The following is a 14,441-nucleotide window of genomic DNA, read 5'->3' as shown; positions in this document are numbered from 1 at the left end:
GCACGTCCGCTCCCACCACCGCGGCGCGGTTGAGCGCCGCTGACCCCCTGACCCATCCCGGAGGTCGCTGATGTCGATCTTCGACGACCCCGGGCTCTTCGGCCGGCAGTGGGCTGCCGGCTACGACGACGGGCCCAACCCCGACCCGGCGCCGGCCGTGGACTTCCTCGCCGGTTTGACCGACGGCGGCCCGGTCCTCGAACTGGCGATCGGCACCGGCCGGGTGGCCCTGCCACTGGCCGAACGCGGCCTCGCCGTCGACGGCGTGGAGGCGTCCGAGGAGATGGTGGCCCGACTGCGGGCCAAGCCGGGCGGCGACCGCATCCCGGTGACCATCGCCGACATGGCGGACGTGCCCGTGCCGGGCCCGTACCGCCTGGTGTACCTGGTCTACAACACCCTGTTCAACCTGGTCGACGCCGAGCGGCAGGCGGACTGCCTCCGCAACGTGGCCCGGGTACTCGCTCCCGGCGGCGCGTTCGTCGTCGAGGCGTTCGTGCCGGACCCGCGCGACTTCGACCGGGACGAGCAGGTGCAGGTACGCGCCGTGACCGAGGACTCCGCGACGATCCGACTGCACCGGTACGACCGGCCGGCGCAGACCTTCATCCGGCAGACCATCACCTTCGACGGCAACGGCGTGCACCTCCGGCCGTTCGCCATGCGCTACTGCTGGCCGCACCAGATCGACGCGATGGCCCAGCAGGCGGGGCTCCGGCTCGCCGACCGGTACGCCGACTGGCACCGCCGGCCGTTCGACGCCGACAGCGAGTCGCACATCTCCGTCTACCGCGCGCGATAAGCGGCGATTGATCGACTCCGGTTCCGGACGGTCGGGGTGTCGACGTGGAGCCGACCCCCCGACATCATGGAACCGGAGCCGATCAGCGTCCGGGGCGACCGCAACGCCACCAGACGGCTCGGGCAGCGAAGGGAGCGCCGTGGCAGGCAGATCGCACCCGATCTTCGCGAGGGTCTACGAACGGCTCAGCGTGACGATGGACCGCGCCGGCGTGGCCGAACACCGGCACACCCTGGTCGCGGGACTGTCCGGCCGGGTGATCGAGGTCGGCGCCGGTAACGGCCGCCAGTTCGCGCACTATCCGCCGACGGTGACCGAGGTCGTCGCGGTCGAGCCGGAAACGTACCTGCGGGCCGCCGCCGCCCGCGCGGCACAGGCCGCGCCCGTACCCGTGCGGGTCGTCGACGCCCTGGCGGAGCGACTGCCCGGCGGGGACTGCGAGTACGACGCCGCGGTGGTCGGGCTCGTGCTGTGCACCGTGCCCGACCAGGGTGCGGCGCTGGCCGAGATCCGGCGGGTCGTCCGCCCGGGCGGACAACTCCGGTTCCTCGAGCACGTCGTCGCCGAGGAACCCGGCGCGCTGCGGCGGATCCAGCGGGTGGCCGACGCGACGCTCTGGCCACACCTGTTCGGCGGCTGTCACACCGCGCGGGACACCGCCACCGCGATCGAGGCGGCCGGCTTCGTGATCACCGACCTACGCCGGTTCCGACTCCCGGAGAACGGGCCGACCAGCCCGAGTTCGCCGATCGTCCTCGGCACGGCGACCCGCCCCGACGACCGGGGGGTCGACCGGTGAGCACCGGAGCGACGCAGACGCCCCGTCACCGTCCACAGCCGTCTTGGCTGCCTCTACTGGCTCGCGGCTGATCCGCCACTGTCCCGGCCCGCCCGACGTTAGCGGTAGGACGGCACGACGAGCACCGGGAGGCGGCGCACCATGGCCGAGACACAGCTTCGTACGCTCTCCGGTCAGTGGGCGACCGCGACCGCGACCGACGTGGCGGCGCTGCGGGGCCGGCTCCGCGGCACCCTGGTCGGTCCGGACGATCCGGGCTACGACGACGCCAGAGCGGTGTGGAACGGCATGATCGACCGGCGACCCGGCCTCGTCGTGCGCTGCGCCGGCACCGCCGACGTGATCCTGTCGGTGATCTTCGCGCGCGAGCACGGCCTCGTGGTGAGCGTCCGCGGCGGCGGACACAACACCGGTGGGAGCGCCGTCGCCGACGGCGCGCTGATGATCGACCTGTCGCCGATGAACGGGGTACGCGTGGACCCCCTCCGGCATACGGTCCGGGCCGGTGGGGGCGTCACCATCGCCGAGCTCGACCAGGAGACGCAGGCGTTCGGGCTGGCGGTACCCATGGGGGTGGTCAGCCAGAACGGCATCGCCGGGCTGACCCTCGGCGGCGGCTTCGGCTGGCTCCGCCGCCGGTACGGGCTGAGCTGCGACAACCTCGTCGGCGCGGACGTGGTCACGGCGGCCGGCGAGCTGGTCACGGCGGGCCCCGGCGGCGACGCCGAGCTGCTGTGGGGGCTGCGGGGCGGAGGCGGGAACTTCGGGGTGGTCACCTCGTTCGAGTTCCAGGCGCACCCGGTCGGGCCGGACGTCCACTTCGCGGTCGTACTGCACCGAGGCGAGGACGCGCGGGCTGCGTTGCGGTTCTACCGCCAGTGGGCCGCCGACGCCCCCGACGAGGTCTCCGCCATGGCGACCCTGTGGCACCACCCGGAGCAGGACGAGGTGCCCGAGCCGGAGCGCGGCAAGCCGGGGCTGGCCCTGTTCGCGATGCACTGCGGGGACCCGACGGCCGGCGCGGAGATGCTCCGACCGCTGCGAGACTTCGGCACTCCGCTGGCCGACCTCAGCGCCGCGCAGCCCTACCTGGCGGCGCAGCGCTACTTCGACGCCGACTACCCGGCCGGCGAGATGCGCCATTACTGGAGGTCCCGCTACCTCGACGCGCTCGACGACGACGCCATCGACGCGATGATCGCACTCAACGAGACCAGCCCGTCGCCGCAGTCGGCCATCGACGTGTGGCAGCTCGGCGGACGATACGCCCGCTTCACCGCGGACGACGCCGCGTACGGGGAGCGCTCGGCGGCGTACCTCATCGGCATCGAGGGCAAGTGGGCCGATCCCGGCGCCGACGACGACGGCGTCGCCTGGGGGCGGCGGGTCGTGGACACCCTCGCGCCCTTCTCCACCCCGGCCGAGTACGTCAACTTCCCCGGCCTCTACGAGGACAACGCCGCACTGGTCCGGGCCGCGTTCGGCGGCAACCTCGACCGGCTACGGGCGCTCAAGAAGCGGTACGAACCGGACAACATGTTCCGGTTCAACCACAACATCCCGCCGGGCTGAAAGGGCAGCGGCGACCAGTGAACAGACCGATCGTTCAGACGTTGAAGCGGAACTAATTGCCGCTAGCCCGCCGCCAGCGGGAACAGCAATCGACGCCTGCTCACACGGCGTCTGCGTCTGCCATGGCTGCTCGCTGGTTGACGACGTTTGACAGTGTCTCGTGCCCCCTGTGTGCCCCACACCGCCGGCATGTCTCCCGGTGCGCACGACTTCAGATCCGGCGACGAGGCTCCTTCCCGCGAACGTCGCGGTACGGAAGCGCGTTGCTGTCGCGGAGGTGTTCGGCCGTCTTCGGAGGACTTTGAGACACGCGCTGAGGAAACGTGCCCGAGATCAGCGGTTCCTGTGGAACTCGATCAGGTCGCACCTGTCGGGGTCGCCTTCAAATCGGTACAGCCAGGGCTCCTCTCGGTCGCCGGAAATCCACACCTGGCGGTCGTCAAGCCTCAAGTCCTCGGTGGTCTCTGAATCGAGGTCGAGGGTCCACGTGCCCTCTTCCGATTGGCCCGTGGCCTTCGGCGATAGGTTGCTGGCGCTGTAGTGCCCGTTTTCGGTTAGCTCGATGCTTTCGCCTTCAGAGCTGGTGTAGACCCCTGCCAGGTTTGACATGGTGATGTCTTCGGGGGGCCGGGGCGCGCACCCGAAGAAGCGGGAACAACCGGCGGCGGGCATCGGTACGAGCAAGCTGATCGCCAGGGCGGCGGCGACTCGCGGGGCTCTCCCCATCAAAAGCTCCGTCCCGCCCGACGGACACGAAGCCGGGCGACAGTGGACTTTAGCGGGCCGCCTACCTGAGGTGGTGGTACGGTCCGCGGCTCAGACGGCGGTACGTCCCCCGTCGACCGGCAGGACCGCGCCGTGGATGAAGCTCGCCCGGTCGCTGGACAGAAAGGTGATCGCGGCGGCGATTTCCTCAGCGGAACCGGGCCGTCCGGCCGGTCCGCCCTTGGCCAGTTGGTCGAGTGCGTCGCCCATGGACGCGGTGCCCTCGGTACGGGTCGGTCCGGGGCTGACCGCGTTGACCCGTACGCCGCTGGGCCCGTACTCGGCAGCCCAGGACTTCGTCAGCAGCACCAACGCGGCCTTGCTGGACCCGTACAAAGCCATCCCCGGAGCGCCGAACTCGGCGACCATCGTGGTCACATTGACGATCACGCCCCGGCCGCGCTTGGCCATGTCGGGTGCGAGCTCCGCGACCAGGAAGTACGGCGCCTTGACATTGAGGGCGTACACCGAGTCGAACGTCTCCTCGCTGGTCTGCTCGGTCGGACCGAACGGGAAGACGCCAGCGCTGTTGATCAGTAAATCCACCTGCCCGAGCTGCTCCTTGGCACGAGCGGCCAGCGAGCGCGCGGCAGCTTCGTTGTGCAGATCGGTGCCCACGAACCAGGCCTGACCCCCGCCTGAACGAATCTCCTGCACCACGTCGTTGCCCCGGTTCTCGTCCCGACCGGACAAGACCACGTGCGCACCGAGCCGGGCCAACTCGGTAGCCGCTGCCTTCCCGATGCCACTGGTTCCACCGGTCACCAAAGCCTTGGTACCCGAGAGTCCTGACGTCATGATCAGCTCACCGTCCTGTTACGCGAACATCGACTTCGGGTCGAGAAGGTCCGTGCGGCACGCCCTGACGGTTGGCGCAAGGGCGGAACAGCCGACAGAGCCGTTCGGGGCAATACGCAGGCATACGGCCATAAGGAAGATTTTGCCGTGCCAGCTACCAGCAGGGGCGCGAACTGCCAGGCAACCTGTGGGGTTCCAGAATCCGGTCACCCTCGTTGATCGCTGGCTGGCTTGCCCTCATCGCCCGGACCAACGCTGCCAAAGAGTCGAGATCCTGGTCCCGCGCCACGAGAACGTGACCTTGGTCCTGTCGACGTACGGCCACCTGATGCCGGACTCGGAAGAACGCACCCGCCGCGCCGTCGATGACGCGTGGGGTTGTGCCCCCGACGTGCCCCGGAGCGACGAACCAACCGCCTGACCTGCAGAAACAGGCCGGATTCAGACGTTGAAGCGGAACTCCACCACGTCGCCGTCCTGCATGACGTACTCCTTGCCCTCGATGCGGACCTTGCCCGCCGCCTTGGCTGCCGCCATGGAACCGGCCTCGACCAGGTCGTGGTACGAGACCACCTCGGCCTTGATGAAGCCCCGCTGGAAGTCGGAGTGGATGACACCCGCGGCCTCCGGCGCGGTGGCGCCGACCGGGACGGTCCAGGCGCGCGCCTCCTTGGGCCCGGCGGTGAGGTACGTCTGCAGCCCGAGGGTGCGGAAGCCGACCCGGACGAGCTGGTTGAGGCCGGGCTCGTTCTGCCCGATCGACTCCAGCAGCTCGCGGGCCTCCTCCTCGGGCAGGTCCACCAGCTCGGATTCGATCTTGGCGTCCATGAAGACCGCCTCGGCGGGGGCGACCAGGGCGCGCAGCTCGTCGAGGAACTCGGCGTTGGCCAGCTCGGCCTCGTCGACGTTGAAGACGTAGAGGAACGGCTTGGTGGTCAGCAGGTGCAGCTCGCGCAGGTGCTCCAGCTCGATCTTCGCGGCGGCCGCGCCGGCGTACAGGGTGGTCCCGCCGTCGAGCACCGCGATGGCCTGCTTCGCGGCGGCGACCGCGGCGGCCCGGTCCTTGCGGAGCTTGGCTTCCTTCTCGAGCCGGGGCAGCGCCTTGTCCAGGGTCTGGAGGTCGGCCAGGATCAGCTCGGTGTTGATCGTCTCGATGTCGTCGGCCGGGGAGACCTTGCCGTCGACGTGCACCACGTTCGGGTCGGAGAAGGCGCGCACCACCTGGCAGATCGCCGAGGCGTCCCGGATGTTGGCCAGGAAGGCGTTACCGCGCCCCTGCCCCTTGGACGCGCCGCGGACCAGGCCGGCGATGTCGACGAACGACACCGGCGCGGGCAGCACCTTCTGCGAGGAGAAGATCTCGGAGAGCTTCTCCAGCCGCTCGTCGGGCAGCCCGACCACGCCGACGTTGGGCTCGATGGTGGCGAACGGGTAGTTCGCCGCCAGCACGTCGTTCTTGGTCAACGCGTTGAACAGCGTGCTCTTGCCGACGTTGGGCAGGCCGACGATGCCGATGGTGAGACTCACGACGAGCCAGCTTACGCCGGTGGCGTCGAGGGCCGGCCACGCGGTTCGGATTCCCGCCGGCCGGGCGAACCGGACGGCATCTGGCAGGGTGGCGGAGTGCGGACGACGACGCAGTTCCTCATCATGGTCGACGGCCCCCTGGAGCCGGCGGATCTGCTCGACCTGATCCGTGGCCGGCTGCCGGACGCGGTGCCTTACCGGCGCGACTCGGTGGACGTCCGCGGCAATCTGCTGGAGATCAACCGCAACGAGGGCGCGGATCCGCGGTTGGCCGCCAGCGACGAGGACGGCTATCTCCACTTCCGTTGGCGGGTGGAGGTCACCCCGATGGACCGGTCCGTCGACGAGGCACACCAGATCGCCCTGGCCCGGGAACTGTTGCGGGCTGTCCAGGGCCCGCGGGTACGGGCGACCGTCTGCGCCGCGTTCGAGGACCGGGTCTGAGCGCGGTCGCCCGCGTCGTCAGCGGAGCAGGCGTGGGGCGATCACCGTCTCCCGGACGGTGCCGTCCGCGTCGCGGCTGACCTCGTACGCCGAGGCACCCTCGCGGTCCGCGATCGCCTCGACCAGCCGGGTGCCCCGGTAGACCAGGCCGACCCCGTCGTCGGTGCAGTGGCTGGTCGGCAGCGTGCCCTCGCCCACGAGCCGGTGCATCAGCGGCCGCCGCTGCTCCTCGCTGTCGTAGTGCACCCCGTTGCCATAGGGCAGCCAGCCGAGAGCGTCGGTGAAGCCGCGCAGGTCGGGGCCGTAGCTGTCGGTGGCGCCGCCGACGTGCCAGCAGATCGAGCCGGCGGAGACCCCGCCCAGCACCACGCCGGCCTGCCAGCACTCGCGCAGGATGTCCCCGAGCCCGTGCACCCGCCAGACGGCGACCAGGTTGGCCACGCTGCCGCCACCGACCCAGATCACGTCCTGGGCGAGCAGGTGGGCCCGGACGTCCTCGACGTTCGGCATGGGGAACAGGGCCAGGTGCGACAGGCGGAACCGGGAGCCCGCGAAAGCGCCGTAGACGGCGGTCAGCGAGGTCGGCTGGTCCCCGACGGCCTGCCCGAGGTAGCAGATCCGCGGCTGCGGGCCGGCCTCGGCCAGCTCCGCCGCCAGCTCGAAGACCGGGCCGGGGCGCAGGTCGGTCGGGCCCCGGTCACCCCGGAAGAAACCCATGCTGGTGGCGAGGATGGTCGGTTCACTGGCGGGCATGGTCGTCCTTCCGTCGGCGCTGACGGCGTCCATCCTGCCGCAGCGGCTCAGCCGGCTCTGCGCTGACGGGGCACCACCGCCTCGCGCTGACGGGGCACCACGGCGTCGCCCGGACGGGTCGGCGGCTCGTCCGCGGGCAGCTCGTCGAGCGGCGACTCGCCCGGGGGCAGCTGCGCGGCGGCGGCACGGGGCAGGGTGAACCGCTCGGCGGCGGCCGGACCGGCCGCGACGGACTCGCGGAGCATCCAGCGCACCTCGTCGGCCGTCCAGCCCAACCCCGGGCGGTCGGCGATCTCCCGGACCAGCCGCCGGCCGACCCGGGTGTCGTCGTCGTAGAACCGCATGCACCAGTGGTGGGTCCACATGCCCAGCGCGCGCAGGCCCGCGTCGTCCAGGGAGCGGGCCAGCCGACCGCAGGCGGTGTCGGCGAAGGACCGGTCGGGATCGCCGGTGCGGTCGCGCTCGATCGCGCCGACGGCGGCCGGTGCGACGGCCCGCATCCGGCGGTAGAAGGACTGCACCACCGCTCGGGGCAGCGGTGGGAACACGTCCCGTGTCGACGCCGCCGCCCGCCCCGCCACGCTCGCCATCACCGCACCCCTTCTTGAGTTGGTGGCCGGACGCTACCCGTCGGGACCGACACTTTCCGGACCGGAAATCCCCTTCCGGCATGGATAGCCAGGATGACCTGGAGCGTCTGTATCAGTGACGACGAAATCGGGGGGTGGTGGGTGGACGAGGACGAGCGGGCCCGGTTGACCGAGTTCGTCGCGAGCCGGACCCCGGCGCTGATGCGGGTCGCGTACCTGCTGACCGGGGACCGCAACGCCGCCGAGGACCTGTTCCAGTCGGCGTTGGCGCGGACCATCCCGAAATGGGGGTCGATCCGGCACGCCGCCCCCGAGGGATACCTGCGCGCGGTGATGTACCGCGAGCAGGCCGCCGGCAGCCATCGGGGCTGATCCGGCTCGGCCCGGCCGCGCTCCTCCCGCGCGTCCGGGTTCGCCCGGACCGGTGTCATGCGCGGCCACGCCGCTGACCGCTGGCGACCGCGCACGCCGCGGTGTCCGCCGCCGCTCCCGGCACACAGCGGAGGTCCGGTCCCTCGCCGGCCGAGGATCCGCACGGCCAGGTCCGATTCCCGCCAGCCCTCGCACCGGCGAGCGAGGCATCATCGGTGGCGTGGAGTTGGATTTCGAGCGGTGCTACCGGGCGGTCGACAGCCGTGACCAGCGGTTCGACGGCTGGTTCTACACCGGCGTGACATCGACCGGGATCTACTGCCGGCCGTCCTGCCCGGCGACCACACCGAAGCGGCAGAACGTCCGGTTCTTTCCGTCGGCCGCCGCCGCGCAGGGGGCCGGGCTGCGCGCCTGCCGCCGGTGCCGGCCGGACGCCGCGCCGGGGTCGCCGCAGTGGGACGTCCGTGCCGACGTGGTCGGCCGGGCCATGCGGCTGATCGCCGACGGGGTGATCGACCGGGACGGCGTGCCCGGGCTGGCCGCCCGGCTCGGCTACACCGAGCGGCACCTGCACCGGATGCTGCGCGCGGAGATGGGGGCCGGGCCGCTCGCGCTGGCCCGGGCCCAGCGGGCGCAGACCGCCCGGATCCTGATCGAGACGACCGGGCTGGGGATGGCCGAGATCGCGTTCGCGGCCGGCTTCGGCAGCGTGCGGCAGTTCAACGACACCATCCGCGAGGTGTTCGCGGCGACCCCGGGCGCGCTGCGGACGACCCGTGGTCGAGCGCCCGCGCCGGCCGGGGCGGGGACGATCACGCTGCGACTGGCGTACCGCCCGCCGCTGCACGCCCGGGCGCTGCTGGACTTCCTGGCGGTGCGGGCGCTGCCCGGCGTGGAGGAGGTGCGGGACGGGACGTACCGCCGGGGGTTGCGGTTGCCGCACGGCGCCGGCGAGGTGGCCCTGACCCCGACGGACGGCTACGTGGCGGCGACGCTGCGCCTGGCCGACCTGCGCGACCTCGCGCCGGCGGTGGCCCGCTGCCGCCGCCTGCTCGACCTGGACGCGGACCCGGCCGCCGTCGACGGCACGCTCGCCGCCGACCCGGCGCTGGCCGCGGCGGTCGCCGCAGAACCGGGGGTACGTCTCCCCCGCTCGGTGGACGGCTTCGAGATGGCCGTCCGCGCCATTGTCGGCCAGCAGGTCTCGGTCGCCTCCGCCCGCACCACCCTCACCCGCCTCCTGGCCACCCAACCCCCCACCCCCGAGCCAGCGGTTGATCATGAAGCTGTTGCCAGCGGCACCGGGTTGCGGGGGTTCTTGAGCGCAGAGGAGTTGTTGCGGGTGCCGGATTCGGGGTTTCCGATGCCGGCCGGGCGGCGGGAGACGCTGCGGGCGCTGGCCCGGGCGGTCGTGGACGGGACGGTGGATCTGGCACCGGGTGGCGACCGGGAGGAGACGGTCCGGCGGCTGCTCGCGGTACCCGGCATCGGTCCGTGGACCGCCGGCTACGTGGCCATGCGCGCCCTCGGCGACCCCGACGTCCTGCTCCCCACCGACCTGGCGGTCCGGCGCGGCGCGACCGCGCTCGGCCTGCCCGACGACCCCAGGACCCTCGAGGCGTACGCGGACCGCTGGCGCCCCTGGCGGTCCTACGCACTGATCAGACTCTGGAGAGCGGCATGAGCATCGACAGCACCGTGCTGGACACCCCGACCGGCCCGCTGAGCATCCTCGCCGGCCCCGACGGCGCGGTCCGGGCGGCCGGCTTCACCCCCGACCCGGCGGCGCTGCTGGCGCTGGTCCACCCGACCCTGCGGGCGCCGCTGCGGCAGCGCTCCGACCTCGGCCCGGTCACCGCGGCCGTCCGGTCCTACCTGGACGGTGACCTCGCCGCCATCGACACGGTGCCGGTCGAGCAGCAGACCGGCGGCGAGTTCATGGCACACGCGTGGCGGGTGCTGCGCGAGGTGCCGCCCGGCGCCCCGGTCACCTACACCGGTTACGCGGCGCTGGCCGGCCGACCGCCGGCGGTACGGGCCGCCGCGGCGGCGTGCGCCCGCAACGCCGCCGCGCTGTTCGTGCCGTGCCACCGGGTGCTGCGCACCGACGGCACGCTCGGCGGCTACCGCTGGGGCCTGGACGTGAAGAAGTGGCTTCTCGGTCATGAGCGGCAGCTGACGGCAAGCTGACAGAAGCATCGACAGTTATTGACGCTACCGTCGGGTAGTGCCTGCCCAGAGCAACGGCGACCCGGCCGCCGGGGTCGCCGCGGGCCCTCACCCGGCGCACAACCTCTGGCGGCTGCGCCGATACCTGCGCCCGTACGCCGCCGAGTTCGGCTGGCTCATGGTCGCCGGGTTGGCCGGCACCGCGGCCGGCATCGCCGTACCGCTGGTGGTGCAGCGGGTGGTGGACGGCCCGGTGGCCCGGCACGACCCCGCCGGGCTGCTCCAGCTCGGCGGCCTGGCGCTGCTGCTCGGCCTGGTCGAGGCAGTGCTGATCTTCATCCGCCGATGGGTGCAGTCCTCCTCCGCGGTGGGCATGGAGGCCGCGCTGCGCGCGGACCTGTACGCGCACCTGCAACGGCTGCCGGCCAGCTTCCACGACCGGTGGCACTCCGGGCAGCTGCTGTCCCGGATCACCAGCGACCTGTCGGTGCTGCGCCGGTTCCTCTCCTTCGGCGTGTTCTTCCTGGTGCTCAACCTGGTCACCTACCTGGTCGTGGTGCTGCTGCTGATCCACCTGCACTCCGCGCTCGGCATGCTGGTGGCGGCCAGCGCGGTGCCGCTGCTGCTGATCAGCCGACGCTTCGCCCGGCACTACCACGCCGCGTCCCGACGGATGCAGGACCAGCAGGGCGACGTGGCCACCCTGGTCGAGGAGACCGCCCAGGGCCTGCGCACCATGAAGGCGTACGGCCGGGGGCCGGAGCTGGCCGCCCGCTTTGCCGGCGGGGCCCGGGCGCTGCACGACACCGGGGTCGGCAAGGGCCGGCTGCTGGCCAACACCTCGTCGCTGCTGGACCTGGTGCCGAACCTGACCCTGGGCGTGGTGCTGGTGGCGGGGGTGGCCGCCGCCGCCCGGGGCGTGCTCACCATCGGCGAGCTGGTCGCGTTCGTCAGCCTCCAGCTCATGCTCATCTGGCCCGTGCAGTCGCTGGGCTGGATCATCGCCAACGGCCAGGAGGCGGCGACCGCCGCGGACCGGATCCAGGAGGTGCTGGACACCCCGCCGCAGATCGTGGACGCGCCCGGCGCGCTCGCGCTGCCTCGCTCCGCGGTCCGTGGCCGGCTGCGCTTCGAGGGGGTGACCTTCCGCTATCCGGGTACGACCACCCCGGTGCTGCGCGAGGTCGACCTCACCGTCGAGCCCGGCGAGACGCTGGCCCTGGTGGGTGCCACCGGCGGCGGCAAGAGCACGCTGCTCTCCCTGGTGCCCCGCCTGCACGAGGTGACCGGCGGCCGGATCACGCTGGACGGGCACGACCTGCGGGAGCTGCGGCTGGACTCGCTGCGCCGGTTGGTCGGGGTGGCGTTCGAGGAGCCGACGCTGTTCTCCATGTCGGTCTGGGAGAACCTCACCCTGGGCCGCCCGGACGCTGGCGAGGACGAGGTCCACGCGGCCCTCGCGCTGGCCCAGGCGAACTTCGCGTACGACCTGCCGTGGGGGCTGGCCACGCGGGTGGGCGAACAGGGGTTGTCGCTCTCCGGCGGGCAGCGGCAGCGGCTGGCGCTGGCCCGGGTGGTGCTCGGCGGGCCGGCGCTGCTGGTGCTGGACGACCCGCTCTCCGCGCTGGACGTGCAGACCGAGGCGCTGGTCGAGGCGGCGCTGCGGCGGGTGCTGCGGGACACCACCGCGCTGCTGGTGGTGCACCGGCCCTCGACGATCGCGCTGGCCGACCGGGTGGCGCTGCTCGAGGACGGCCGGATCACCGCCGTCGGCCGGCACTCCGAGCTGCTGGCCACCGTGCCGGCCTACCGGGCGCTGCTCGCCGCCGAGCCACCACCGGCCGGCCCGGCCCCGGCGGAGCAGTCCACCTCCGACGGCCGGGGCCTGGTGCGCTCGTGACCGCCGCCGAGAAGGACGCGACGAGGCCGCCGCCGTCGCCGGGCGGGGATCGGCCCGGGTTGGGCCGTTGGCGCGGGACGGCCACCGACCCGGACGCCGACCGGAGCCGGGCCGAGGTGGGCACACCGGAGGCCGTGGCCCGGCTGCGCCGGCACAGTCGCGCGCTCCTGGCCGACCTGCTGCGCCCGCACCGGGGCCGGCTCGCCGTCGCGGTCGGGTTGCTGCTGACCCAGAACGCCGCCGCGATGGCCGGCCCGTACCTCGTGATGCTCGGCATCGACCGGGCCATCACGCCGCTGCGCGCCGGCGAACCGGGCCCGCTGCTGGCGGTCGCCGGGGCCTTCGTCGGGGCCGTACTCGTCGAGTACGCGGCCCGCCGGGGCTTCCTCGCCCTCTCCGCCCGGATCGGCCAGGCCGTCCTGCTCGACCTCCGCCAGCGGGTGTACGGGCACTTCCTGCGGCTGTCGGTGGGGTTCCACGAGCGGTACACCTCCGGTCGGATGGTGTCCCGGCTCACCAGTGACCTGGACTCGATCGCGGAGCTGGTCGACGGGGGCATCGACAGCCTGGTGCTGGCCGCGCTGTCCATCCTCACCGTGGCCGGCATCCTGCTCTGGCTGGACCTGCCGCTGGCGGCGGTGACGCTGCTCGCCTTCCCGTTCCTGTTCTGGATGTCCCGCTGGTTCGCACGCGCGTCGGCCGACGCGTACCGACGCACCCGGGAGGCGGTCGCGCTGGTCATCGTGCACTTCGTCGAGTCGATGCGGGGCATCCGGGCGGTGCAGGCGTTCCGCCGGGAGCCCCGCAACCAGCGGATCTTCGTGGCGCTCGGCGACGACTACCGGCGCTCCAGCCTGCACGCGTTCCGGCTGATCGCCACGTACTCGCCGGGGATCAAACTGATCGGCAACGTCACGGTGGCGGCCGTGCTCTGCTACGGCGGCTGGCGCGTGCTCGGGGGGCGCACCGACGTCGGGGTGCTGGCCGCGTTCCTGCTCTACCTGCGCCGCTTCTTCGAGCCGATGCAGGAGCTGAGCCAGTTCTACAACTCGCTCCAGTCGGCCACCGCCGCGCTGGAGAAGCTGGCCGGGGTGCTGGACGAGCCGCCGGCGGTCGCCGAGCCGGCGCGACCCGTACCGCTGCCGACCGGTCCCGGGCGCGGCGAGGTGCGCTTCCGGTCGGTCTCCTTCGGCTACCGCCCGGACACCCCGATCCTCGCCGGGCTGGAGCTGACCGTGCCGGCCGGGCAGACCGTCGCCCTGATCGGCCCGACCGGTGCCGGCAAATCGACCATCGCCAAGCTCGTCGCCCGGTTCCACGACCCGGACGCCGGCACCGTCGCCCTGGACGGGGTCGACCTGCGCGACGTGACCGACGCCGAGCTGCGCCGCGCGGTGGTGCTGGTGACCCAGGAGAACCACCTGTTCAGCGGCACCGTGGCGGAGAACATCCGGTTCGGCCGACCGAACGCCGACGACGCCGCCGTGCGGGCGGCCGCCCGGGCGATCGGCGCGCACGATTTCATCGCCGCGCTGCCCGACGGGTACGCCACGCAGGTGCACCGACGCGGCGGCCGGCTCTCCGCCGGGCAGCGGCAGCTGGTCGCGTTCGCCCGGGCGTTCCTGGCCGACCCGACCGTGCTGATCCTCGACGAGGCGACGTCGTCGCTGGACGTGCCGACCGAACGGCTGGTGCAGCGGGCGCTCGGCACCATCCTGCGGGACCGGACCGCGTTGGTGATCGCGCACCGGCTCTCCACCGTGGAGACCGCCGACCGGGTGCTGGTCCTCGACGACGGGCGGATCGTCGAGGACGGTCCACCCGCCGTGCTGGCCGAGGCCGGCGGGCGGTACGCCGCGCTGCACCGGCAGTGGCGCGACTCGCTCGTCTGAGAGAGTGTTGTGATACCTCGGCGTGATCATCGCTGACTCTGTCAGCGATGATCACGTC

Annotated in this window: 14 protein-coding genes; 9 read left to right on the top strand and 5 right to left on the bottom strand. The window is 72.6% G+C overall.

All coding sequences use genetic code 11. The features are described 5' to 3' along the window. Window positions 1-70: 70 nt before the first annotated feature. From ACFOW4_RS04560 to ACFOW4_RS04550, 3 genes are all read left to right on the top strand, one after another. Window positions 71-802: a class I SAM-dependent methyltransferase gene (locus tag ACFOW4_RS04560; RefSeq protein WP_377524766.1), complete on the top strand. Its 732-nt coding sequence runs from the start codon at window positions 71-73 to the stop codon at window positions 800-802. A gap of 139 nt (window positions 803-941) precedes the next feature. Further along, window positions 942-1,601, top strand: a complete 660-nt coding sequence (locus tag ACFOW4_RS04555) for a class I SAM-dependent methyltransferase (protein ID WP_377524764.1) — start codon at window positions 942-944, stop codon at window positions 1,599-1,601. A gap of 141 nt (window positions 1,602-1,742) precedes the next feature. Then, entirely contained in the window at window positions 1,743-3,173 is a 1,431-nt protein-coding gene (locus ACFOW4_RS04550) for an FAD-binding oxidoreductase (protein ID WP_377524761.1), read from the top strand. A gap of 333 nt (window positions 3,174-3,506) precedes the next feature. Here ACFOW4_RS04550 and ACFOW4_RS04545 read toward each other — a convergent pair whose 3' ends face one another. The 3 genes from ACFOW4_RS04545 to ychF all read right to left on the bottom strand — a co-directional run bounded on the left by ACFOW4_RS04545 (window position 3,507) and on the right by ychF (window position 6,263). After that, window positions 3,507-3,899, bottom strand: a complete 393-nt coding sequence (locus ACFOW4_RS04545) for a hypothetical protein (protein WP_377524759.1) — start codon at window positions 3,897-3,899, stop codon at window positions 3,507-3,509. A 90-nt stretch (window positions 3,900-3,989) separates the two neighbouring features. Continuing rightward, on the bottom strand, window positions 3,990-4,736 hold the full coding sequence (locus tag ACFOW4_RS04540; protein WP_377524756.1) for an SDR family NAD(P)-dependent oxidoreductase: 747 nt from the start codon (window positions 4,734-4,736) through the stop codon (window positions 3,990-3,992). Between the two features lie 441 nt (window positions 4,737-5,177). After that, window positions 5,178-6,263: a redox-regulated ATPase YchF gene (ychF, locus tag ACFOW4_RS04535; protein WP_377524754.1), complete on the bottom strand. Its 1,086-nt coding sequence runs from the start codon at window positions 6,261-6,263 to the stop codon at window positions 5,178-5,180. Window positions 6,264-6,359: 96 nt separating this feature from the next. Between ychF and ACFOW4_RS04530 the strand changes: the two genes are divergently transcribed. After that, complete coding sequence (locus ACFOW4_RS04530) at window positions 6,360-6,707, top strand: hypothetical protein (RefSeq protein WP_377524747.1); 348 nt, start codon at window positions 6,360-6,362, stop codon at window positions 6,705-6,707. An 18-nt stretch (window positions 6,708-6,725) separates the two neighbouring features. Here the strand turns inward: ACFOW4_RS04530 and ACFOW4_RS04525 are convergent, their stop codons facing one another. Together ACFOW4_RS04525 and ACFOW4_RS04520 are read right to left on the bottom strand one after the other, a co-directional pair. After that, window positions 6,726-7,460, bottom strand: a complete 735-nt coding sequence (locus ACFOW4_RS04525; protein WP_377524744.1) for a Type 1 glutamine amidotransferase-like domain-containing protein — start codon at window positions 7,458-7,460, stop codon at window positions 6,726-6,728. 47 nt (window positions 7,461-7,507) lie between these two features. After that, a complete protein-coding gene (locus ACFOW4_RS04520; protein WP_377524741.1) occupies window positions 7,508-8,050 on the bottom strand; it encodes a hypothetical protein in 543 nt (180 codons plus the stop codon). A gap of 141 nt (window positions 8,051-8,191) precedes the next feature. Between ACFOW4_RS04520 and ACFOW4_RS04515 the strand changes: the two genes are divergently transcribed. The 5 genes from ACFOW4_RS04515 (at window position 8,192) to ACFOW4_RS04495 (ending at window position 14,383) form a co-directional block, all read left to right on the top strand. After that, window positions 8,192-8,422: a sigma factor gene (locus ACFOW4_RS04515; protein ID WP_377524739.1), complete on the top strand. Its 231-nt coding sequence runs from the start codon at window positions 8,192-8,194 to the stop codon at window positions 8,420-8,422. A gap of 220 nt (window positions 8,423-8,642) precedes the next feature. Further along, on the top strand, window positions 8,643-10,106 hold the full coding sequence (locus ACFOW4_RS04510; RefSeq protein ID WP_377524736.1) for a DNA-3-methyladenine glycosylase 2 family protein: 1,464 nt from the start codon (window positions 8,643-8,645) through the stop codon (window positions 10,104-10,106). Beyond that, a complete protein-coding gene (locus ACFOW4_RS04505) occupies window positions 10,103-10,612 on the top strand; it encodes a methylated-DNA--[protein]-cysteine S-methyltransferase (RefSeq protein WP_377524734.1) in 510 nt (169 codons plus the stop codon). Before ACFOW4_RS04510 ends, ACFOW4_RS04505 begins: the two co-directional genes overlap by 4 nt. Before the next feature lie 37 nt (window positions 10,613-10,649). Beyond that, entirely contained in the window at window positions 10,650-12,491 is a 1,842-nt protein-coding gene (locus tag ACFOW4_RS04500; protein ID WP_377524731.1) for an ABC transporter ATP-binding protein, read from the top strand. Then, window positions 12,488-14,383 carry an ABC transporter ATP-binding protein gene (locus ACFOW4_RS04495; RefSeq protein WP_377524728.1) on the top strand — a complete coding sequence of 632 codons (1,896 nt, stop codon included), beginning with the start codon at window positions 12,488-12,490 and terminating at the stop codon, window positions 14,381-14,383. Before ACFOW4_RS04500 ends, ACFOW4_RS04495 begins: the two co-directional genes overlap by 4 nt. Window positions 14,384-14,441 lie beyond the last annotated feature (58 nt).

It is taken from the genome of Micromonospora sp. GCM10011542 (assembly GCF_042650685.1).
Lineage (GTDB): Bacteria > Actinomycetota > Actinomycetes > Mycobacteriales > Micromonosporaceae > Micromonospora.
This window is presented reverse-complemented; position numbering and strand designations above follow the sequence as displayed.

Excerpts from the sequence above, each read along its gene's own strand:
- ACFOW4_RS04505 (WP_377524734.1), top strand. The coding sequence starts at position 10,103 with ATGAGCATCGACAGCACCGTGCTGGACACCCCGACCGGCCCGCTGAGC.
- ACFOW4_RS04520 (WP_377524741.1), bottom strand. The coding sequence starts at position 8,050 with ATGGCGAGCGTGGCGGGGCGGGCGGCGGCGTCGACACGGGACGTGTTC.
- ACFOW4_RS04545 (WP_377524759.1), bottom strand. The coding sequence starts at position 3,899 with ATGGGGAGAGCCCCGCGAGTCGCCGCCGCCCTGGCGATCAGCTTGCTC.
- ACFOW4_RS04560 (WP_377524766.1), top strand. The coding sequence starts at position 71 with ATGTCGATCTTCGACGACCCCGGGCTCTTCGGCCGGCAGTGGGCTGCC.
- ACFOW4_RS04550 (WP_377524761.1), top strand. The coding sequence starts at position 1,743 with ATGGCCGAGACACAGCTTCGTACGCTCTCCGGTCAGTGGGCGACCGCG.
- ACFOW4_RS04540 (WP_377524756.1), bottom strand. The coding sequence starts at position 4,736 with ATGACGTCAGGACTCTCGGGTACCAAGGCTTTGGTGACCGGTGGAACC.
- ACFOW4_RS04525 (WP_377524744.1), bottom strand. The coding sequence starts at position 7,460 with ATGCCCGCCAGTGAACCGACCATCCTCGCCACCAGCATGGGTTTCTTC.